The organism is Amorphoplanes digitatis, from assembly GCF_014205335.1.
Taxonomy (GTDB): domain Bacteria; phylum Actinomycetota; class Actinomycetes; order Mycobacteriales; family Micromonosporaceae; genus Actinoplanes; species Actinoplanes digitatus.
Genome location: NZ_JACHNH010000001.1, coordinates 4,724,806 through 4,745,594, shown reverse-complemented (window position 1 = coordinate 4,745,594; position 20,789 = coordinate 4,724,806). Strand labels below are relative to the sequence as shown.

19 protein-coding genes are annotated in these 20,789 nt (G+C 73.2%); 12 read left to right on the top strand and 7 right to left on the bottom strand.

The window, feature by feature from the left end; translation table 11 throughout:
• The first annotated feature begins 214 nt into the window (after positions 1-214).
• Both BJ971_RS20785 and BJ971_RS20780 read left to right on the top strand, forming a co-directional pair.
• Positions 215-529 carry a hypothetical protein gene (locus BJ971_RS20785; RefSeq protein ID WP_184994912.1) on the top strand — a complete coding sequence of 105 codons (315 nt, stop codon included), beginning with the start codon at positions 215-217 and terminating at the stop codon, positions 527-529.
• Positions 530-568: 39 nt separating this feature from the next.
• Complete coding sequence (locus BJ971_RS20780) at positions 569-2,413, top strand: Xaa-Pro dipeptidyl-peptidase (protein WP_184994911.1); 1,845 nt, start codon at positions 569-571, stop codon at positions 2,411-2,413.
• Positions 2,414-2,449: 36 nt separating this feature from the next.
• On the opposite strand, the gene BJ971_RS41435 is transcribed toward BJ971_RS20780, so the two are convergent.
• Entirely contained in the window at positions 2,450-2,581 is a 132-nt protein-coding gene (locus tag BJ971_RS41435) for a hypothetical protein (protein ID WP_260415121.1), read from the bottom strand.
• Here BJ971_RS41435 and BJ971_RS20775 point away from each other — a divergent pair.
• Positions 2,580-3,788 (top strand): serine hydrolase domain-containing protein, encoded by a 1,209-nt coding sequence (locus BJ971_RS20775; protein ID WP_184994910.1) that lies wholly within the window; start codon positions 2,580-2,582, stop codon positions 3,786-3,788. The two genes, BJ971_RS41435 and BJ971_RS20775, sit on opposite strands and share 2 nt — an antisense overlap.
• Here the strand turns inward: BJ971_RS20775 and BJ971_RS20770 are convergent.
• The 5 genes from BJ971_RS20770 to BJ971_RS20745 all read right to left on the bottom strand — a co-directional run bounded on the left by BJ971_RS20770 (position 3,768) and on the right by BJ971_RS20745 (position 10,821).
• Positions 3,768-4,775 (bottom strand): DUF6461 domain-containing protein, encoded by a 1,008-nt coding sequence (locus tag BJ971_RS20770; protein ID WP_184994909.1) that lies wholly within the window; start codon positions 4,773-4,775, stop codon positions 3,768-3,770. The genes BJ971_RS20775 and BJ971_RS20770 overlap by 21 nt on opposite strands.
• A gap of 505 nt (positions 4,776-5,280) precedes the next feature.
• Entirely contained in the window at positions 5,281-6,306 is a 1,026-nt protein-coding gene (locus BJ971_RS20765) for a hypothetical protein (protein WP_184994908.1), read from the bottom strand.
• 4 nt (positions 6,307-6,310) lie between these two features.
• Positions 6,311-8,416: a M1 family metallopeptidase gene (locus BJ971_RS40645; RefSeq protein ID WP_203709220.1), complete on the bottom strand. Its 2,106-nt coding sequence runs from the start codon at positions 8,414-8,416 to the stop codon at positions 6,311-6,313.
• Positions 8,417-8,481: 65 nt separating this feature from the next.
• Positions 8,482-9,738 (bottom strand): saccharopine dehydrogenase family protein, encoded by a 1,257-nt coding sequence (locus BJ971_RS20750; protein ID WP_184994907.1) that lies wholly within the window; start codon positions 9,736-9,738, stop codon positions 8,482-8,484.
• A gap of 60 nt (positions 9,739-9,798) precedes the next feature.
• The gene (locus tag BJ971_RS20745) at positions 9,799-10,821 is read right to left on the bottom strand and encodes a LacI family DNA-binding transcriptional regulator (RefSeq protein ID WP_184994906.1); all 1,023 of its coding nucleotides are present in this window, start codon (positions 10,819-10,821) and stop codon (positions 9,799-9,801) included.
• Between the two features lie 101 nt (positions 10,822-10,922).
• Here BJ971_RS20745 and BJ971_RS20740 point away from each other — a divergent pair, with 101 nt between their 5' ends.
• From BJ971_RS20740 to BJ971_RS20730, 3 genes are read left to right on the top strand one after another with little or no spacing between them, the layout of a single operon-like run.
• On the top strand, positions 10,923-12,077 hold the full coding sequence (locus BJ971_RS20740) for a Gfo/Idh/MocA family protein (protein WP_184994905.1): 1,155 nt from the start codon (positions 10,923-10,925) through the stop codon (positions 12,075-12,077).
• Complete coding sequence (locus tag BJ971_RS20735) at positions 12,074-13,243, top strand: DUF993 family protein (RefSeq protein ID WP_184994904.1); 1,170 nt, start codon at positions 12,074-12,076, stop codon at positions 13,241-13,243. The genes BJ971_RS20740 and BJ971_RS20735 overlap by 4 nt, the downstream gene beginning before the upstream one ends.
• Positions 13,240-14,052: a sugar phosphate isomerase/epimerase family protein gene (locus BJ971_RS20730; RefSeq protein ID WP_239087361.1), complete on the top strand. Its 813-nt coding sequence runs from the start codon at positions 13,240-13,242 to the stop codon at positions 14,050-14,052. Before BJ971_RS20735 ends, BJ971_RS20730 begins: the two co-directional genes overlap by 4 nt.
• An 11-nt stretch (positions 14,053-14,063) precedes the next feature.
• Here BJ971_RS20730 and BJ971_RS20725 read toward each other — a convergent pair whose 3' ends face one another.
• Positions 14,064-15,095, bottom strand: coding sequence for a LacI family DNA-binding transcriptional regulator (locus BJ971_RS20725; protein ID WP_184994903.1), 1,032 nt, complete (start codon positions 15,093-15,095; stop codon positions 14,064-14,066).
• 150 nt (positions 15,096-15,245) lie between these two features.
• Between BJ971_RS20725 and BJ971_RS20720 the strand changes: the two genes are divergently transcribed.
• From BJ971_RS20720 to BJ971_RS20695, 6 genes are read left to right on the top strand one after another with little or no spacing between them, the layout of a single operon-like run.
• A complete protein-coding gene (locus BJ971_RS20720; RefSeq protein WP_184994902.1) occupies positions 15,246-16,472 on the top strand; it encodes an amino acid ABC transporter substrate-binding protein in 1,227 nt (408 codons plus the stop codon).
• A gap of 7 nt (positions 16,473-16,479) precedes the next feature.
• Complete coding sequence (locus tag BJ971_RS20715; protein WP_184994901.1) at positions 16,480-17,367, top strand: branched-chain amino acid ABC transporter permease; 888 nt, start codon at positions 16,480-16,482, stop codon at positions 17,365-17,367.
• Complete coding sequence (locus BJ971_RS20710) at positions 17,351-18,388, top strand: branched-chain amino acid ABC transporter permease (RefSeq protein WP_239087362.1); 1,038 nt, start codon at positions 17,351-17,353, stop codon at positions 18,386-18,388. Before BJ971_RS20715 ends, BJ971_RS20710 begins: the two co-directional genes overlap by 17 nt.
• Positions 18,385-19,113, top strand: coding sequence for an ABC transporter ATP-binding protein (locus BJ971_RS20705; RefSeq protein WP_184994900.1), 729 nt, complete (start codon positions 18,385-18,387; stop codon positions 19,111-19,113). The genes BJ971_RS20710 and BJ971_RS20705 overlap by 4 nt, the downstream gene beginning before the upstream one ends.
• Positions 19,103-19,837 (top strand): ABC transporter ATP-binding protein, encoded by a 735-nt coding sequence (locus BJ971_RS20700; RefSeq protein ID WP_184994899.1) that lies wholly within the window; start codon positions 19,103-19,105, stop codon positions 19,835-19,837. The genes BJ971_RS20705 and BJ971_RS20700 overlap by 11 nt, the downstream gene beginning before the upstream one ends.
• Positions 19,838-19,849: 12 nt before the next feature.
• Complete coding sequence (locus BJ971_RS20695) at positions 19,850-20,767, top strand: LamG-like jellyroll fold domain-containing protein (RefSeq protein ID WP_184994898.1); 918 nt, start codon at positions 19,850-19,852, stop codon at positions 20,765-20,767.
• Positions 20,768-20,789: the final 22 nt, after the last annotated feature.

Here is a 20,789-nt window from a genome sequence, read left to right as displayed (position 1 = left end):
CGGGAATGGGCCACGATCTGCCACGGGCCGCCTGGCCGCGGATGGTCGATGCCATCGTCGGTGACACCGAGCGCGCCGTTCGTCCCACGTAGGGGCGGCACCCCTGAGACGCGGGTCCCAGAACCGGGGTCCGGGTCAGGGAGGAAACCGGAGGACTTCCTTGCGCGGCGGTCTCATCCTCGAGGTATAACCCGACCCGCCAAGGAGTTGCACGATGCGAAGCGTCGACATCATCATGGCCGCCCGTGCGGAGGCCCTGTTCACCAGCGACCTGCCCACCGGCTCCGAGCCCACCTCGGCCGACGCCGAGCGCGCGATCCAGGACGCCGTCCGCGTCCACGGGGGAGTGCGCGGCTGCGCCGCACAGATGGCATACGGCTACGGCGACAACCCGGAGGCCGCCGCCCAGCGCATGCGCTGGGCGCGGAGCGTGGTCGCCGCCAACTATCCGAGACGCCGCCGGTCGGGTCCACGCCGGTCGCGCGGTCCGCTCATCGCGGCGTTCCTGCCCGAGACCCAGGTCGCGTAGCCGGTCCCGCACATCGATGGCAGGCGATAGGGTCGCCGGATGCGATCCGTCCGAAGTGTGGCGCACACCCTCGCCGCCATCACCACCGCCGCCCTCACGGTCCTGGCGACAGCCGCGGTGGCGCAGGCCGCCCCGGTCGCCAGCGGCACCGAACCGGTCCACGACTACGCGCAGGCCATCCGCGAGCAGGTCTGGGTGCAGACCGGGGTCGACAGCGACGCCGACGGCAGGCCCGACCGGGTCGCCGTCCGCATCATCCGGCCCCGCACCGATGCCAAGGTGCCGGTGATCTTCCAGGCCAGCCCCTACTACGCCGGGCTCAACGACGTACCGAACCACGACGACATCGACCGCGGCGCGGCCGCCGCCCGGCGCGCCGCCGAGCCCGGCGCCGACCGCGCGGCCGAGTCCATCTTCTTCGCCGGCTACCTCGACAACTACTTCGTGCCGCGCGGCTACGCGGTGGTCTTCGCCGACAGCCTCGGCAGCGGCGGCTCCGACGGCTGCCCGACCTCGGGCGGGCGCAACGAGACCCTCGGCATGAAGGCCGTCGTGGACTGGTTCAACGGTCGCGCGCCGGGCTTCGACGCCGCCGGCGCACCGGTGCGGGCCGACTGGTCGACCGGGCGCACCGGCATGATCGGCGTCTCCTACAACGGCACCCTGCCGAACGCGGTCGCCGCGACCGGCGTGCGCGGGCTGGAGACGATCGTGCCCATCGCCGCGATCTCGAGCTGGTACGACTACTACCGGGCCAACGGCGGGGTGGTGGCGCCCGGTGGCTTCCAGGGCGAGGACACCGACGTGCTCGCCAAGGCGGTGCTGACCCGCGCGAACCCGGAGGTCTGCGCCGGCGTGATGGCGGACCTGGAGCGCGAACAGGACCGGGTCACCGGCGACTACAGCCGCTACTGGGCCGAGCGCGACTACCTGCGCGACGTGGACAAGGTGCGCGCCAGCGTGCTGCTGGTGCACGGCCTGCACGACGACAACGTCCGGACGATCCAGGCCGGGCAGTGGTGGGACGCGCTGGCCCGCCGGCACGTGCCGCGCAAGATCTGGCTGCACCAGGCCGGGCACAACGACCCGTTCAACGTACGCCGCGCCGAGTGGCTGAGCACCCTGCACCGCTGGTTCGATCAGTGGCTGTACAAGATCGACACTGGCGTCATGCGCGAGCCGATGGCCGACGTCGAGGTCGCGCCGAACGTGTGGCGTACCTCCCGCACCTGGCCGCCGTCGGGCACGCGGCCCACCGCGATGTTCCTGGGCGGGTCCGGCCTGGCGCCGCGGCCGTCCGCGGCCGGCGTCCGGCAGTCCTTCGTCGACGACCCGGCGCAGACCGCGGGTGAGCTCGCCGACGACGAGACGAGCGCCGACCCGAACCGGCTGGCGTACCTGTCCGAGCCGCTCGCCGCCGAGACCCGGCTGTCCGGCACGCCCCGGGTGACCGTCCGCGCCGACCTGGACGGCGCGTCGCCCTACCTGACCGCGCTGCTCGTCGACTACGGCGTCGCGGACCGCTACGCCGGGGTGCGGTCGCTGTCGGTGCAGGACTGCGTCGGCCCCGGCATCCCCGGTGATCCGGGCTGCTTCAACCGCCGGGAGTACGTCACCGCGCAGACCTCCTCCGAGATCGTCACCCGCGGCTGGCTCGACGTGCGCAACCGGCGCTCCGCCGCGCACAGCACGCCCGTGCGTGCCGGGAAGACGTACACGTTCACCTGGGACCTCCAGACGCAGGACCACGTCTTCGCGGCCGGTCACCGGATCGGCCTGGTGCTCATCTCCACCGACCGGGACCACACCCTGAGGTACCCGGCCGGCACCGAGGTCGGCGTGCGGCTGGGCGTCTCCCGGGTCGTGCTGCCGCTCTCCCGCTGAGCTCGCGCCCCACGGGACAGGCGTCCCGTGGGGCCTTCAGCGATCTGGGTCGATCTTTTCGCCCTCGCCGTCGAACCGTCCGGGCCCGCGCTGCGTGAACTCTTCCGAGACGTCTCGCACCACGCACACGACGTGCACCGGATCGACGAGGACGACGGGGACCTTCATGGCCGACGTGACCGACCAGTATCTCTACCGGGACGCCCTGACCACGGGAAAGTCCTGGTGGGAGCGCCAGGGCGACCTGATCATGCGCCGCCCGTTCAACGAGTGGACTTTCACCCACATGAACCGGCTGCTGCCCACCGAGCGGGTGTCGCGGGGTGGGTTCCGGTTTCCACTGGCGGGCCGGTCACGGCCCCTCGCGCTGACCTACCGGTTCGACGGCCGCGAGTACACCCTGCCGGATCTGCACCGCCGGACGTTCACCACGGCGTTCGTCGTGCTGCACCGCGGCGAGCTCGTGCACGAGACCTACCCGGGTACCTTCGCCGGGCCGCGCGCCCGGTTTCAGCTCTTCTCGCTGTCGAAGTCGGTCACCTCGATGCTCATCGGCATCGCCCTGGCCGAGGGCGCCATCGGCGGCCTCGACGACCCGGTCACCGACTACCGGCCCGACTTCGCCGGCACGGCCTACGACGGCACCACCCTGGCCGACCTGCTCGACATGTCCAGCGGCGTCGGCGGCCTGGAGAAGTGGGACGTGCCCGGCGCGGACATCAAGCGCTTCGAGGCGGCCTGCCTGGGCCGCGGCACCGTCCTCGACGTGCTGCGCGGCGCACGCCGCACCGCACTGCCGGGCGCGCGCTTCAACTACTCGACCCTCGACTCGCAGCTTCTCGGCTGGGTGCTCGAGGCGGCCACCGGCCGCACCCTGGCCCGGTACGCCGCCGAGCGGCTGTGGAGCCGCATCGGCGCCGACCGCGACGCGTACTACTGGCTCTCCCGGTCCCGGCCGCGGACGGCGATCGGCGGCGGCTCGCTCAACGCGACCGCCCGCGACGTGGCCCGCCTCGGGCTGATCATGTCGCACGAGGGCCGGATCGCCGGCGAGCAGATCGTGCCCCGGTCCTGGGTGCGCCGCACCGCCGTCCGCAACGTCCCGCACCTGGCCGTCGGCGCGCTGGGCCCCAGCGGCTACGACCACTACGGGTACGCCGGCCAGTGGTGGACCCTCGCCGGCGACCACCGTGCCTTCGCCGGCCTCGGGGTGCACGGCCAGTACCTCTTCGTCGACCCGGTGGCCGACGTCGTGATCGTCAAGACCAGCGCCTGGCCGACCGAGGACGACGAGCCACGTGACCGCGAGACCATCACCGCGCTGAGCCGGATCGCGGAGCACCTCTCCGCGAGGTCAGCGGTCCTGACCGCGTAGGTCGCGCAGGGCCGACTCCCGGGCCGCGTCGTCGGCCAGGGCGGCCGGGCCCGTGGCGAGCGGCCGCAGGGCGGCGAGCACGGCCACCCGCGGGTCGGCGCCCAGCACGCCCCGCAGGCTCATGACGAACCAGCCGAGCCCGTCGTCGCCGGGCGCCGCCAGCCAGTCCCGGACCCGCAGCCCCAGGGGCGAGTCGGCGGCGACGCCGGTGCCGGCGCCGGTCGCGGCGGCGTCGAGCGCCTCGGTCAGGCCGGGCGCGTCCGCGACGCCGAGCGCGGCCGCCTGCCGGCGTACCTCCGCCACCGCGACCGCCCGCTGGACGCCGGGCGCGGCCGCCTCCGCGGCGGCGACCAGGTCCGCCGCGTGCGGGGCGCGCCGCCCGGCGCGCAGCAGGTCGCCGGGCCGGGCGGGGGTGACGAACCAGGGCTCGAGCCGCGCCGAGAGCCGGGCGGCGCCCAGCGGCGCCTCCGGCACCCGGACGCCGGTGATCCGCTGCGCCAGCACGATCGCCCGGGCCTCGGCGTCCTGCCACGTCGTCTCGGTGTCGTCGGACGGCGGCCGCAGCCCCAGCGCGTCCATCAGGTGGCGCAGCATGCCCGGGTCGGCGCCCCAGATCGTCTCCTCGGTCGGATAGCCGGGGTCGAAGCCAGCGACCGTCGTCCCGTCGACGGCGTAACCGAAGTGCGCGGTGGACTGCTCGCCGCGCAGCACCGAGACCGCCGCGGAGCCGCGCGAGGCCGTCTCCAGCAGCGCGTGATCGGCGCCGAGGCCGCCACCGGGCTCGATCACCACGGTCCAGGCGCCGAGGGGGACCGCGGCGGCGGTCGCCGGGCCGGACAGCTCGCCGGGCCCACGCTCCCGCAGGGTGTCCGGGCAGCCGCCCATCCGCGCCAGCGCCTCGCCCGGCCCGGCGTCCTTGACGAAAGTCAGGCAGAAGCTCTCGCCGAGTTCGGCGATGAGCCGCCGGGCATGCTCAAGGTCATCCACAACTGCCCAGCCTAGGGCGTGAGCCGAATGCTCAGCTGCGAGCCCAGCTCGCTGAACCCGAGCGCCTCGGCCACCCGGCGCACAGCAGCCGTGGACCTTCCGGGTTGTACTCCGACACCTGCCGCGTCGGCTGACAGCGGCTGACGCCTGTCGCCTTCATTCCGCGTCACCGGACCGCCACGCTGTGACCTCAACACCTGGTGAACAGCAGCGAAGCCCACGGCGACCACCGCGCCACACCGGCCGCCACCCCTGAATCGAGACCGGGCATGCGGTCCCGCCGCACCGCGGCAACCAGCGGGCAGTCGGGGCCACCGTGACAGTACGTCGCAGGTAGGTGTGCCCTCGCTCATCACGGAAGGCAGGACATGGCGATGACCACGAACCACCTCGTGCGCGGAGGTGAACCCCAGTGGTGGCGATAACGGCGACGAGCGCACTCCTGGTGGGCTTCCTCGCGGGCCTGATCAGCTTCAAGGTCAAGAGCCGGCACAACACCTGGGTGTCAGGGCTTCGGTTCCGGGCGCGGGCCGGTGGCGCGTAGGTTGACGAGCCGGTTGAGCAGGTCGAACCAGAAGGGTGCGCCGACCGCTGCCGCGGCGGCGGTGAGCGCGAGGCCGAGCAGCTTGATCAGCCAGTCGTCGGCGCCGGGCTCCTCGCCCGGCTGGGCCACGCACGCCGACGGGGTGGCCGGGCAGCCCTCGGGCCACCAGATGACGCGCCCGGTGCCGTCGATCGCGCCGACCAGATCGCGTACGCAGGAGGGTCGCTCGGCGACCGGCACGTCGGCGCAGACCGAGCCCTGCTGCACCTGGCCGACCACCGCCGCCCGCAGCGCCGGGTCGCGGTAGAGGGTGCCCGCGATCGCGTACGCGTCGATGTTGGCGGCCAGGCACAGCACGGCGGCGACGACCAGCAGCCAGCGCTTCGCCCAGCGCTTGTACCAGCCGGACACCCGGTCCATCTGTGCGTCGTACCAGTGCTCGACGCCGGCGCGGAAGTCGTCGAGGCTCGCCGCGCTCTGGTCGGCGAGCCCGAGCAGCGCCTGCCGGGCCGGCAGGGCGGGGTCCAGCCCGGCGACGGCCGTGCGGACCCGCTCCAGCGTCAGCGGCCCGCCGTCGCGGGGGACCAGGGTGTCGAGCAGCGCCCGGGAGAACATCTCGGCCGGCACGTACGGCGGCACCCGGGTCCGCTCGCCCGCCTCGGTCGGCCGGGGCTGCATCATCGCGCGTAGCACCGGGTGGTTGAACACCAGCGCGGTCAGCCCGCCGTCGCCGACCGTGCCGTCGGTGGGCGCCAGCGCCTTGTCGTACATCTCCTTCTCGACCTCGGCGCCGGCGAGCGGCCCGGGCTTGGTGGCCGCCGACCGCTCGCCCTTGGCGTCGAGCATGTTGCGCAGCCCGCGCAGCAGGTACTTGGCGCGCTTGCGGGTCAGGTTGCCGACCCATTCGACGATCGCCGAGGCGACCAGCGCGGTCAGCCAGAGCGTGAGCACCACGGCGATGACGACATCGACGACCGGACTTGCCATCCGTTCAGCGCCGCAGCCAGCGCTTGACGACCGGGGTCGGCCCGGCGACCTTCGCGGCGGTCACCGGCGCCATCGCCACCTCCGGGCGGATCGGGCTGAAGAGCCAGGTCTCGAAGAGCTTGTCCAGCGACCGGCCGGAGATCCGCTCGGCCAGGTCGACGAACTCGCCGGTGGTGACGTTGCCGCCGCGGTTGGCCGAGGCCCAGGTCCGCAGGATCCGGAAGAACGCGGGGTCGCCAACCGTCCGGCGCAGCATGTGCAGCGTCATGCCGCCGCGCACGTAGACCGGCGTGTCGAACAGGTGCTCCGGGCCGGGGTCGCCGACCGGCAGCGCCCAGAACGTGGGGTCGTCGGCGAAGATGCCGTAGAGGAAGTCGAAGTTCTGCTGTGCCGTGCCGAGGCCTTCGCGCTCGCTCCACAGCCACTCCGCGTACGTCGCGAAGCCCTCGTTGAGCCAGATGTCCTGCCAGCGCGCGAGGGCCAGGCTGTCGCCGTACCACTGGTGCGCGAGTTCGTGCACCACCACGGCGTCGCCGTCCTGCGGGGTGCCGAAGAAGCCCTGCGCGTACACCGGGCGGGTCTGGTTCTCCAGCGCGAAGCCGAACGCGCTGGTGCTGTCGACGATGCCGCCGGAGGCAGAGAAGGGGTACGGCCCGAAGACGCCGGAGAGGAAGCCGACGATCTCGGGCTCGCGGGCCAGCGAACCGGCGGCGGTGTCGCCCAGCGTCGGCGGCCCGTCGGCGGCCGTACCCGAGATCCAGTTGCTCGGGTTGGCCGGGCTGCCGGCCGGCGGCCCGCCGGGCGCCCAGCCGTCGAGGGTGTCGCCGTCGTCCTCGAAGGACGTGCTGCCCTCGCCGGTCGAGACGACCACGTCGTCCACGAAGGCTCCCGCGAACGTGACCGACTGGTCGTTGACCGCGCTGAGCGAGACCTCGACCGTACGGCCCGCGTAGCCGGAGAGGTCGATCGTCCACGGCTCGTAGCCGTCGCTGCCGCCGCTCGCGGCCCACCACCGGCCGCTGCTGCCGGTGGCCGCGCAGGCGTCGTCGGCGCCGGGCGTCAGGTAGTGCAGCAGGAACGGGTGCAGGTCCGGCGCGTAGAGGCAGGCGGCGCCGGTGTCCGCCGGGCTGTGCCCGTTGGCGTCCGGCAGGGTGGTCCAGTCCTGCGCGCCGGCCGTGCGGGCCTCGACGAAGAAGAAGTCCCAGCCGTCCTCGGTGTCGCGGGTGACGTGGAAGCTCAGGTTCGCGCCGCCGGCGGGCACGGCGATGGTCCGGGTCAGCCGCTTGTACGCCGGCTGGCCGTCCTGGGTCATCGCCATCCGGCTGCCGGTGCGCGGCACGGCCGGCGGCGTGAACAGCTTCGGGTCGAGCGCGTCCAGGTACTTGATCCCGCCCGCCTTGTAGGCCTTCACCCGGTATTCGCCGACGGTGGCGGTGGCCAGGTAGGAGGCCATCGGCTCCTTGGCGTCCCAGGTCGTCGTGGTCCAGCCGCGCCGGGTGGTGCGGCCGACCAGCACGCCGTTGGAGACCGACTCCAGGCCCTGCGGCGCGGTGATCCTGATCGTGTAGGAGGCCTTGTCGAGCGGGTGGTCGTTGACCGGGAACCAGGTCGAGGCGACCTCGGGCTGCCCGACGATGACCATGCCGTCGTCGGTGGCGAAGACGCCGGAGGCGCCCAGGTTGGGGTCCTGGATGACCTGCGGCACGCCGTCGTAGCGGGCCACCACCGTGAACGGCTGTCCCCGGCGCAGGCCGCGGCGCGGTGTCACGGTCAGCTCGCCGTTCGCCCGGCTCCAGGCGGCGGGCTGCCGGTCGACGGTCAGCGACCGCAGGGTCAGCCCGTCGAAGTCCAGGTTGAACGAGGACAGGTCCTGCGTCGCCACCGCGCTGATCGTCGCGACGCCGGCCAGGGCGTCCGTCGCCGGCGCGTAGGTGATGTCCAGCCCGTAGTGCCGCACGTCGTAGCCGCCGTTGCCGGCGAGCGGGAAGTACGGGTCGCCGATGCCCGCCGACCCCGGCTGGAACAGGGTGGGATAGGCGCCCGCCGGGGCGATCGCGGTCAGGAGAAAGGTGGCAGCGACGGCGAGGACTAGGGCGGCTCTGCGCAACATCCGGGCCTCCACGCGGGCGGAGCGGTCACCGCACGCTACCGTGCCCGCGCACGCCGAGGCCAGTCTCAGTCGTCGATGGCTCCCGCGGTGATCTCCAGGCCCGCGGCGCGCAGCCGCCCGACCAGGGCGTCGCCGATGCCGGTGGCCGGGGTGAGCACCCCGCCGGGCGAGTCGGGCAGCGCCGCGCGGTCGAGGACCAGGGCCAGCGCCGCCTCGGCGAGCATGACCGCGGTCGCGGCGTAGCCGGGGTCGCCCTTGGCCCGGACCCGCGCCTTGTACCGGGCGCCGGTGGTGGTCCTGGTGAACACGTCCACGGTGAAGTGTCCGGCGCGGCGGGCACGCTCGTCGGGGCCCTCGCCCGGCTTGGGCAGGATCCGGTCCAGCACGAACCGGGTCGGCGGCAGCGACAGGCCGACGGCCAGCGCGCCGAGGCCCACCTTCGTCAGCGCGGCCAGCACCGGCGACAGCGGCGACGTGCCCGTGCTCATCGCCTCGCGGTAGCGGAACCCGCGGCCGTACGCGAATCCGCGCAGCGCGTTGCTGCGCCGCACCACCCGGGTGTTGTAGGGCGCCATCACGAACGGCGCGAGGCTGCCGCGCAGCGAGGGGTCGACCTCCGCGGCCCGGGGCGTATCCATGTCCCGTTGCGCGCCGAGGTCCGGCTCCTGCGCGGGCGCCGGGCTCAGCGAGTAGGGGCTCGCGGCGAGCCGGCGCGAGTACCTGTCCTTCTTGACGACGTCCAGCTGGTGGCGCAGCGAGTCGATGGTGCCGCCGCTGACCCCGCCGCGCAGGCTGGTGACCACGAGGGTGGTGTCGGTGAGCTCGCCCGCGCCGTCGGCCTCGACCTGGGCATGCAGGACGTGCACCCCGATGTCGGAGGGGATCGAGTCGAAGCCGCAGGAGTGCACGATCCGGGCACCGGTCGTGCTCGCCAGCTCGTGGTTCTCGTCGATGCTCGCCCGGGCGAAGAGCACCTCGCCGGTCAGGTCGACGTAGTCGGTGCCGGCGGCGGCGCAGGCGTGCGCGAGGACGCGGCCGTACTTCGCGTAGGGGCCGACGGTCGTGATGACGACGTGCGCCGCGGCGGCCAGCTTCTCCAGCGCGGGCGCGTCGGCGGCGTCCGCGACCACGGTCGGCCAGTCGACCCCGAGCCGGGTGCGCAGGGCCTCCAGCCGCTCGGCCGAGCGGCCGGCCAGGGCGATCCGGGTGCCGGCCGGCGCGTACGCCGCCAGGTGCGCGGCGACCAGCACGCCGACGAAGCCGGTCGCGCCGTACAGGACGATGTCGAGGTCGCGGGCCCGGGGGGAGGCTTGATCGCTCATGGTCGCCGATTCTCCGTCACGGGGGCGCCCGCCGCCCGGCGGGGTCCCCGCGCCGTGATTTCAGGCGGACGGGGGCGCGGCGGTGCTGCCGCGCAGCACCAGCCGCGCGGTCGCGTGCTCCACCAGCGGGCCGTCGCGCTCGCCCTCGCGCAGGGCAAGGGACATCGCCCGTACGCCGATCTCCTCGAGCGGCAGCCGCACGGTGCTCAGCGGCGGCGTCACGTCGACGGAGATCGGCATGTCGTCGAAGCCGATCAGGCTCATCCGGCCCGGCACGTCGATGCCCCGCTCGCGCAGGCAGGCCAGCGCGCCGATGGCCATCGAGTCGTTGAGCGCGGCCAGCGCGGTCAGGCCCGGGTTCGCCGCCAGCAGGGCGGCCGCCGCGGCCCCGCCGCCGTTGCGGTCGAAGTCCGCGTACGCGATCTGGCGTGCGGTCAGCCGGTGGCCGTGCTCCTTGGCGGCGCGCCGCAGCCCGGCCAGCCGGTCGGTCGTGGTGGTCAGGTGCCGCGGCCCGGCGATCACGCCGATGGCGGTGTGGCCGAGGCGGTAGAGCGCGTCGCCGGCCAGGTAGCCGCCGGGCTCGTTCTCCGGCACGACCGCGTCGCCGGCGTGCTCGTGCCGGCCGATCACCGCGACCCGCCCGCCGGTGCTCTCGTAGATGCGCAGCTTGGCGTCGAGCCGGGCGGTGATCGGCGCGTCGTGGTATCCGGAGCCGGCCAGCACGATCGCGGCGGTCTGGTGCGCGTGCAGCAGGTCGACGTAGGCGAGTTCGCGCTCGGGGTCGCGGTAGCTGTTGCAGATGATGACCAGCCGGCCGTGGTCGGTCGCGACCCGTTGCAGCCCCCGGGTGATCTCGGCGAAGTAGGGGTCGGAGACGTCGTGCACGATAACGCCGACGGCGCTGCGGTCGGCCCGGGCGAGCTGCTGCGCGTTGGCGTTCGGCACGAACTGGAGCTCGGCGACGGCCGCGAGGACACGCTCGCGGAGCGCCTCGGCCACCGGCTTGGGGCTGTTGTTGATGATGCGGGAAACGGTCGCGGTCGAGACCCCCGCCCGCCGCGCGACGTCCGCGAGAGTCGCCACCGGTGCAGAGTAGCCCATGAACGCCGTCCGGTATGCGCTTGCCTGAGGTGTCCGCGCGCCGGTAGCCTGCCAGGAAAGCGCTTACCTGAGGGGGTCGGCCCATGTCCGCTCGCGTCCCGATCGGGATCGTCATGAACGGTGTCACCGGGAGGATGGGCTATCGCCAGCATCTGGTCCGCTCCCTGCTCGCCATCCGCGAGGCCGGCGGCCTGCCCCTGCGCGACGGCTCGCTGCTCTGGCCCGAGCCGGTCCTGGTCGGCCGCAGCGAGGCCAAGCTGCGCGACGTCGCCAACCGGCACGGCCTTACCGACTACACCACCGACCTCGGCGCCGCCCTGGCCCGGCCGGACGTGCAGATCTACTTTGACGCCCAGGTGACCGGCGAGCGGGAGAAGGCCATCGGGCTCGCGGTCGCGGCGGGCAAGCACATCTACACCGAGAAGCCCCTGGCCACCACGCTCAGCGGGGCGATCGAGCTGGCCCGCGCCGCGGACGCCGCCGGCGTCCGGCACGGCGTGGTGCAGGACAAGCTCTTCCTGCCGGGCCTGCGCAAGCTGCAACGCCTGATCGACGGCGGTTTCTTCGGCCGGATCCTTTCGGTACGCGGTGAGTTCGGCTACTGGGTCTTCGAGGGCGACTGGCAGGACGCCCAGCGCCCGAGCTGGAACTACCGGGCGGCCGACGGCGGCGGCATCGTCGTCGACATGTTCCCGCACTGGCACTACCTGCTGGAGCAGCTCTTCGCCCCGGTCCGCGCGGTGACCGCGCACGTCGCCACGCACGTGCCGCGCCGCTGGGACGAGCGGGGCGAGCCGTACGAGGCGACCGCCGACGACTCGGCGTACGCGATCTTCGAGCTCGACGGCGGCGTCGTCGCACAGGTCAACTCCTCGTGGGCGGTCCGGGTGAACCGCGACGAGCTGGTGGAGTTCCAGGTGGACGGCGTGCAGGGCAGCGCGGTGGCCGGCCTGCGCCGCTGCCGCGTCCAGCACCGGGCCACCACCCCGAAGCCGGTGTGGAACCCCGACCTGCCGGCCACCGAGCCCTTCCGCGATCAGTGGCAGGAGGTGCCGGACAACGAGGAGTTCGACAACGGCTTCAAGGCGCAGTGGGAGATGTTCCTGCGCCACGTCGCCGAGGACGCGCCGTACACCTGGGACCTGTGGGCGGGCGCGCGCGGGGTGCAGCTGGCCGAGCTGGGCCTGCGGTCGGCCCGCGAGGGCCGCCGCGTCGAGGTGCCGGAGCTGGAGCGATGAGCGAGCCGGCGCGGGGCCGGACCGTGCGGCTGCCGGGGGGCCCGCTGACCCTGTCCGGCGCGGGCGCGCAGTGGGCGGCGCCGGGCGCGCCGTTCACCGGCCGGGTCGCCTACGCCGCGGCGCACGTCGTCGCCGACCCCGCCGGCGGGAACATCCCCGGCGCGCCGCCGGTGCTGGACTGGGACGCCACCCTGGCGTTCCGCCGCCACCTGTGGTCGCACGGCTTCGGCGTCGCCGAGGCCATGGACACCGCGCAGCGCGGAATGGGCCTCGACTATCCGGCGGCCCGCGAGCTGATCCGCCGCTCGGCCCGGGAGGCCGCCGCGGTCGGCGGCGCGATCGTCGCCGGGGTCGGCACCGACCAGCTCCCGCCCGGCCCCGCGACCCTCGACGAGATCCGCAAGGCCTACGGCGAGCAGCTTGCCGACGTGCAGGAGGCCGGCGCCCGCCCGGTGCTGATGTGCAGCCGCCACCTGGCCGCCGCGGCCGAGGACGCACAGGACTACCTCGACGTCTACGGGCAGCTCATCGCCGACTCCGACCAGCCGGTCCTGCTGCACTGGCTGGGGCAGGCCTTCGACCCCCGGCTCGCCGGCTACTGGGGCTCCGGCTCGCGGTGGCGGGCCGCCGACACGGTGGCCACGCTTGTCGCCGCGCACCCCGGGAAGATCGACGGGATCAAGCTGTCCCTGCTGGACGAGGACTTCGAGGTGGCGCTGCGCCGCCGGCTCCCGGCCGGCGTGCGCCTCTACACCGGCGACGACTTCAACTACCCGATCCTGATCCGCGGCGACGAGCGGGGACACTCCGAGGCGCTGCTGGGCATCTTCGCCGCGATCGCGCCCGCGGCGGCCGCGGCGCTGCGTGCCCTGGACGCGGGGGACCTCGGCGGGTACGACCGCATCCTCGCGCCGACGGTGACCCTGTCCCGGCACCTGTTCGAGACGCCGACCTGGTACTACAAGACGGGGATCGTGTTCCTGTCCTGGCTGGCCGGCCACCAGGACCACTTCACGATGGTCGGCGGCGTGCAGAGCGGCCGCTCGCCGTACCACCTGGCCGAGCTGATCCGGCTGGCCGACTCCGCGGGCCTGCTGCCGGACGCGGACCTCGCCGCGCACCGGGCCCGGGCCTGGCTGACGACGGTGGGGGTGGCGCAGCCGTGAAGCGCTTCTCCCTCAACCAGGCCACGACCCGGCACTGGCCCATGCCCGACCTGGTGGCGGGCTGCGTGCGGGCCGGCGTCACCGGCGTGGGCCTGTGGCGCGAGAACGTACAGGAATACGGAGTGGAGCGCTCCGCGGCGCTGGTCCGCGACGCCGGGCTGACGGTGACCTCGCTCTGCCGCGGCGGCTTCTTCCAGGAGCCGACCTGGTGGGACGAGAACCGGCGTGCCATCGACGAGGCCGCGGCGCTCGGCGCGGGAACGCTGGTGCTGGTCTCCGGCGGCCTTCCGCCGGGCAGCCGGGACATCGACGCGGCCCGCGCGCACGTCGGCACGGCGATCGGCACGCTCGTGCCGTACGCGCTGGAGGCCGGGGTGCGCCTCGCGATCGAGCCGCTGCACCCGATGTTCAGCTCGGACCGCTGCGTCGTGTCCACCCTGAAGCAGGCACTGGACCTCGCGGCACCGTACCCGCACCGGGCGGTCGGGGTGGCGATCGACACCTACCACCTGTGGTGGGACGACACGGTGTGGGAGCAGATCGCCCGGGCCGGCCGCGAGCAGCGGATCGCCTGCTTCCAGGTCGCCGACTGGCTGACCCCGCTGCCGGCCGGCGTGCTGCTGGGCCGCGGCCTGCCGGGCACGGGCTGCGTGGAGCTGCGCCGCTTCCGCGAGGCGGTCGACGCGGCCGGCTACGCGGGCCCGATCGAGGTGGAGGTCTTCGCCGAGGACGTGTGGTCCCGCCCGGGCGACGAGGTGCTCGCCGAGGCCCTCGCCGGCTACCGCGACCACGTCGCCGGACCGGGCTGACCGGTCCTTGGTCAGCGCGGCGCCGGGCCGGTCGAGTCGCGGACGATCAGGTGGTGGCCGGTGGAGCGGCGGCGGGGCCGGGCCGAGCGGGGCTTGAGCGCCAGTTGCAGCGCCATCCGGCCCATGTCGGTCATCGGCAGGCGGACCGTGGTCAGGCTCGGCGCCAGGTCCGCCGCCACCGAGACGTCGTCGAAGCCGACCACCGACATCCGGGCCGGCACGGCGACGCGGCGGGCGCGCAGCGCCGACAGCACGCCCATCGCCATGGCGTCGTTGAGCGCCACGATCGCGGTCGTGTCCGGGTGGTCGGCGAGGATCTGCTCCGTCGCGTCCCGGCCGCCGTCGCGGGTGAAGTCGGTGTGCACCACCGGCAGGTCGTCCAGGGACAGGCCGTGCGCGCGCAGGCCGGCCGCCACGCCCGCCAGCCGGTCGGCGACCGTGGTCAGGCCGGGCGTGCCGGCCGCCACCGCGATCCGGCGGTGACCGAGGCCGACCAGGTGGTCGCCGAGCGCCCGGCCGCCGGCCTCGTTGTCGGGCAGGACCGCGTCGACGCCGAGCGCGTGCCGGCCGATGACCGCGACCCGGCCGCCCAGGCCCTGGAACGCCGACAGCTCCGCCTTCGCCTCCGCCTCGACGCGCAGGTCGCTGTAGCCCGAGCCGGCGATGATGATGATGCCGACCCGCTGGGCGATCAGGTGCCGGATCTGGCGCAGCTCGTAGTCGGGGTCGCGGCCGGAGTGGCAGATCTGCACCAGCAGGCTCTGCTCGTCGGCGACCTGGATGACCCCGCCCGCGATCTCGGAGAAGTACGGGTCGTCGACCTGGTGCACGACCAGGCCGACGGTGGAGCTGGCGCCGCCCGCGAGGGTCCGCGCGTACGGATTGGCCACGTAGCCGAGCTCGCGCGAGATGTCCCGGATCCGGTTGGCGACCTCCTCGCTCACGCCGTCGCGGCCCGCGAGGGCGCGGGAGGCGGTCGCCAGTGAGACACCGGCACGCTCGGCGACGTCGATGAGGCGCAGCCTCGGGCCGGGTTTGGGCATCCGTCCACTCTCCACGGAACTCGGGCCTGGGTCGGGTCACTGACCGTCAGGCTCGCGTCACTACAGCTATTGCCAGTGACGCGAGACTCAGCTTAGGCTACGTAAGCGCTTTCGCAAGCGCTTACGTCCCGGGCAAAGGAGCTTCCGAGGATGCGTTCATCACTAAGGCGTACACGCTGGGCCACGGCCCTGGCCGCGACCACGATCCTTGCTCTCGGCGCGTGCAGCGACGACGGCGGCGACGGCGGCCAGGCCTCCGATGATCCGATCGTGGTCGGGATCTCGCTGCCGCTCACGGGGGACTTCTCCGAGCCCGGCAAGGGTGTCCAGGAGGGCTACGAGGCCTGGGCGAAGATCACCAATGACAAGGGCGGCCTGCTCGGCCGCCAGATCGAGCTCAAGATCCTCGACGACCAGTCCAATGCGGACCGCGTCGTCGCCGACTACGAGCAGTTGATCGGCAGCGACAAGGTCGACCTGGTGGTCGGCCCGTTCTCCACCCGCCTTGTCGTCCCGTCGGCCCGGGTGGCCGAGGAGTACGGCATGCTCTTCGTCGAGCCGGCCGGCGCCGCCAAGGAGGTCTTCGAGCAGGGCTTCAAGAACCTGTTCTACGCGGCACCTGCGGTGGCCAACGACCACTACAACCACCTGGCCGAGTACCTGATCGCGATGCCGCCGGACAAGCGGCCGCAGACCGTGGCGTACGCGGCGATGGACGACCCGTTCGCGCAGGGCACCGCGTACGGGCTCAAGGCGAAGCTGGAGGCGGCCGGGTTCAAGACCGTCGTCGACGAGGTCTACCCGCCGAACACCACCGACTTCGGCAGCATCGCTGCCAAGATCGCGGCGTCGAAGGCGGACATGCTGGTGGGCGGCTCGCAGTACCAGGACGGCGTGAACCTGATCGTCGCCCTCCAGCAGCTCGCCTACCAGCCCAAGCTCGCCGCGTTCTCCGGCGCGCCGACCAACCCCGAGTTCGCCAAGGCCATCGGGAACAAGACCGAGGGCGTCCTCTCGCCGACCGGCTACACGCCCGGCGCGCCGTACGAGAGCAACAAGGAGTTCGTCGAGAAGTTCAAGGCGCAGTTCGGCAAGGAGCCCGAGGAGGACCAGGCGAACGCGTACACGACCGGCCAGGTCGTCGCGGCGGCGGTGACCGCCGCGGGCTGCGCCGAGCAGGGCGACTGCCAGAAGAAGCTGGTCGACTGGGTGCACGCGAACAAGGTCGAGACGGTGGTCGGCCCGCTGAGCTGGGACGCCGCCGGCAAGCCGCAGGGCGCGCACATGATCCAGCAGTGGCTGGGCGGTTCCATCAAGATCGTCCTGCCGGAGCCGGTCAAGGAGGCCGACCTGCTGTACCCGAAGCCGGCCTGGTGATTCGCCGATGCCCTCCGGTGGCCTCGTGTTCCAGAGCGTCATCCTCGGGCTGCTGCTGGGAGGGCTCTACGCCCTCCTGGCGGCGGGGCTGACCCTCTACTTCGGCATCATGCGGGTGGTGATGATCGCCCACTCGGCGTTCCTCATCCTCGCCGCGTACCTGGCGTGGTGGTCGCACGAGCGGCTCGGCACCGACCCGCTGCTCTCGATGATCGTCACGGTCCCGCTCTTCTTCGGCGCGGGCGTGCTGTTCCAGCGGCTGCTGCTGTCGCGGCTGCGCCCGATCACCCTGACGATGATGTCGGTGCTGCTCACCTTCGCCGTCGCGCTCATCATCGAGGGCCTGCTCGGCTACGCGTTCACCGGCACGCAGCGGCGCATCCAGCTCAGCTACGGCTCGGCGAGCATCGGGCTCTTCGGCGCCCGCATCGCGGTGGTCAAGCTGATCGCGTTCGGCCTCGCCGTCGTCGCGCTGGGCGGGCTCTACCTGCTGATGAAGAGGACGACGTTCGGGTGGGCGCTGCGGGCGACGATCCAGCACGGCGACGCGGCCCGGCTGGTCGGCATCGACACCGACCGGGTCGCCGGGTACGGCTTCGGGCTCGGGCTGGCCACCGCAGCGGTCGGCGGCACGGCCCTGTCCCTGGACACCACCATCTACCCCTCGCTGCACTGGCACTGGATCGGCCCGCTCATGGCGATCATCGTGGTCGGCGGGCTCGGCAGCGTGCCCGGCGCCGCGGCCGCCGCGGTCCTGCTCGGGCTCATGCAGAGCCTGCTGCAGATCCCGATGGGCACGACCTGGGCGCAGACGATCTTCTACCTGGCGCTCTTCGCGACGCTGGCGTTCCGGCCGCAGGGATTCTTCGGAGGCCGTCTTGCCCAGCGCTTCTAGGCGGGTACTGACCGGGCTGGGGCTGGCCGCCCTCGCCGCGGCGGTGCTGTCGTTCCCGAGCCTCGCGCCGAACCCCTACATCCTGTCGGCCGGCATCGTGGTGCTGAACTTCGCGGTGCTGTCGACGTCGTGGAACTTCGTCGGCGGCTTCACCGGCTACATCTCCCTCGGCCACGGCGCCCTGGCGGGCCTCGGCGGCTACGGCACCGCGCTGCTGGTCACCCGGGCCGGCCTGCCCAGCTTCGTGGCGTGTGCGGTGGCGGCCCTGCTGGTCGCGGCCCTCGCGGTGCCGATCGGCCTGGCCGCGCTGCGGGTACGCGGCGCGTCGTTCGTCATCGTCTCCATCGCGCTGGTGCTGATCCTGCTGCTGGTCTTCCAGAGCTGGGCGGCGGTCACCGGCGGCTCGCGCGGGCTCGTCGTGCCGCGCCCGTTCCCCGGCCTGCTGCGCCCCGAGCACCACCGGGTCTTCTACTACCTCTTCGCGGCCCTGCTGGCGCTGGCCCTGCTGGCCTGGTGGCTCATCGACCGGTCCCGCTTCGGGCTGGGCCTCAAGGCGATCCGCGAGGACGAGGACAAGGCCGAGGCGCTCGGTACGCCGACCCTGGCGTACAAGTTGATCGTCTTTGTGATCTCGGCGGGGTTCACCGCGCTGGCGGGCGGCCTCTACGCGCTGTGGTTCGGCGACCTCGACCCGGTCTTCCAGTTCTCCATCCTCACCGGCTGCTACCTGGTGCTGATGGCGCTGCTCGGCGGCGTGCGCAACCTTTTCGGCCCGTTCACCGGAGCGTTGATCGTCGGCGTCGCGCTGGAGTACTTCAAGGGCCGGTTCGGCAACACGCCGCTGCACCTGGTGGCGACCGGGCTGCTGCTCGGCCTGGTCGTCATGTTCATGCCCGACGGCATCCTGCCCGCGCTCGGCGGCCTCTGGCGGCGGCTGCGCCGCAATCAGCAGAGCTCGATCCGCGAGGTGACCGCCGCGGAACTGCGCGACGAGCGCGAGCGCGAGGGGGCGGGACGATGACCTTGGAGAGCCGGGATGTGCGGAAGGCGTTCGGGGGAGTGGTGGCGCTCGACGGCGCCACCGTGAGCTTCCGGCCGGGGCGGGTCAACGCGCTCATCGGGCCGAACGGATCCGGCAAGACCACGTTCTTCAACTGCGTCACCGGGATGATCCGGGCCGACAGCGGGCGGATCACGTACGCCGGCCAGGACATCACCCGCAAGGCGCCGCACGCGATCGCCCGGGCCGGCGTCGGCCGTACCTTCCAGCTCTGCCGGGTCTTCCCGCGCATGTCGGCGCTGGACAACGTGCTGGCCGCGGTGCGGCCGGCGGGCCTGGCCGGCGGGCTGCGCGGCGCGCGGCGCCGCGGCGAGGTCGACCGGGCCCGCGGCTGGCTCACCCGGCTCGGCATCGAGCACCTCGCCGACGTCGAGGCCCGGAACATGTCCTGGGGCCAGCAGAAGCTGCTCGAACTGGCCGGCGTGCTGATGGGCGAGCCGGACACGGTGCTGCTCGACGAGCCGGCCGGCGGCGTCAACCCGGCGCTGCTCGACCGGATCGGCACCCTGGTCCGCGAGCTCAACGCCGAGGGCCGCACGTTCGTCATCGTCGAGCACAACATGGACCTGGTGATGGCCATCAGCGACCACATCGTGGTCTTCGACCGGGGCCGCCCGATCGCCGAGGGCCCGCCGTCGCTGATCCGCACCGACGAGCGCGTGTTGGGGGCATACCTTGGCGTCTGAGATCGAGCTCGCCGACGTGCAGGCCGGCTACGGGCGCGCGGCGCCGGTGCTGCGCGGCTTCAGCGTCGCCGTGCCCGCCGGGTCCGTGGTCTGCCTGGTCGGCCCGAACGGCGCCGGCAAGTCCACGGTGCTCAAGGTCGCCGCCGGGCTGCTGCGGCCGAGCTCCGGCCGGGTCCTGGTCGGCGACGCCGACCTCACCGGCGCCGGCCCGCAGAAGATGCTGGCCGCCGGGGTGGCGCTGGTGCTACAGGGCCACAGCGTCTTCCGCGAGATGACCGTCGCCGAGAACGTGCTGCTCGGCGGCTACACCATCAAGGACAAGGCCAGGGTCGCCGAGCGCGCGGCCTTCGTCCGGGACCTCTTCCCGGTCGTCGCGCAGCGCTGGGGCTCGCTGGCCGGGCTGCTCTCCGGTGGCCAGCAGAAGCAGGTCGAGTTCGCCCGCTCGCTGATGGTCGACCCGAAGGTGGTGCTCCTCGACGAGCCGTCGATGGGCCTGGACCCGAAGGCGACAAGCACCATCTTCGAGCAGGTCGCGCGGATGCGCGACGCCGGGACGGCGGTCCTGCTCGTGGAGCAGAACGCCCGGCGGGCGCTACAGACCGCCGACATCGGCTGCGTGCTCGACCTCGGGCGCGTGCACGTCTCCGGGCCGGCGGCCGAGCTGCTGGCCGATCCTCAGCTCGGCGAGCTCTACCTAGGCGGAAAACCCACGCACATTCGTTGAGAGGGGTCAATGATGACCAGAACCGGCCGTGCGCTCGTCGCCGTCGTCGCGGTCCTCGCGACCGGCGCCGCCACCGCACCGGCTCAGGCAGGCGGCACCGGCCCGCACGACATCCATCCTTCCCTGCGACCCGACGTGGTCGCCTTCTACGACTTCGACCACCCGATGCCGGGCGATCCGGCACTCGAGGCGGACCGGGGCCGCTCCGGCACCGAGATCGAGCTGGTCAACGGGGGCGCCGGGATGCGCGTGCGGGACCGCGCGTATCCCGGCGGCCGGCAGGTGCTCCAGACCCGGCCGGTGGCGGCGGCCGCCAACGACGACTGGAAGGCCGGCACATGGTCGGCCAGCGGCGTACGCACGCTGCGCGCGTTCAACGCGGTGGAGGGCATCACCGTGATGGGCTGGTACAAGCGCTCCATGGACGCACCGGCCGCGGGTTTCAACGCGATCGGGCTCACCGGCGTGCTGACCGGCGACTCCGACGGGCACGCCGTCCGGGCGCTGCTCGAACTCATCGACGTCAACGGCACGCTGCGCCTTGTCGCGCTCGGCCGGCGGATCGACGGCGGCCTCTCGCAGACGTTCGCGGCCGACGAGGACTGGAAGGTCCTGCTGCCCAGGGACGAGTGGGTGCACCTGGCCGCGACGTTCGACTACACCAGCGGCACGATGGCGCTGTACCGCAACGGCAAGGCGGTGGCGGGCTTCTACACCCGCAACGACGACCCGTGGCTGATCAACGGCCCGGGACCGCACGTCACCACGGCCACCGATCCTCGCGGGATCAAGATCGGCGGCAGCTTCCCCTGGCAGGGCTCGCCGGACCGCAACCCGTGCGACTGCCGGATGGACGCGCTCATGCTCCTCGACCGCTCGCTGTCGGCGCGCGACGTCGCGAACCAGTACCGCTTCATGACCCGGGGGTAATCATGTTTCGCAGGTTCCTGCC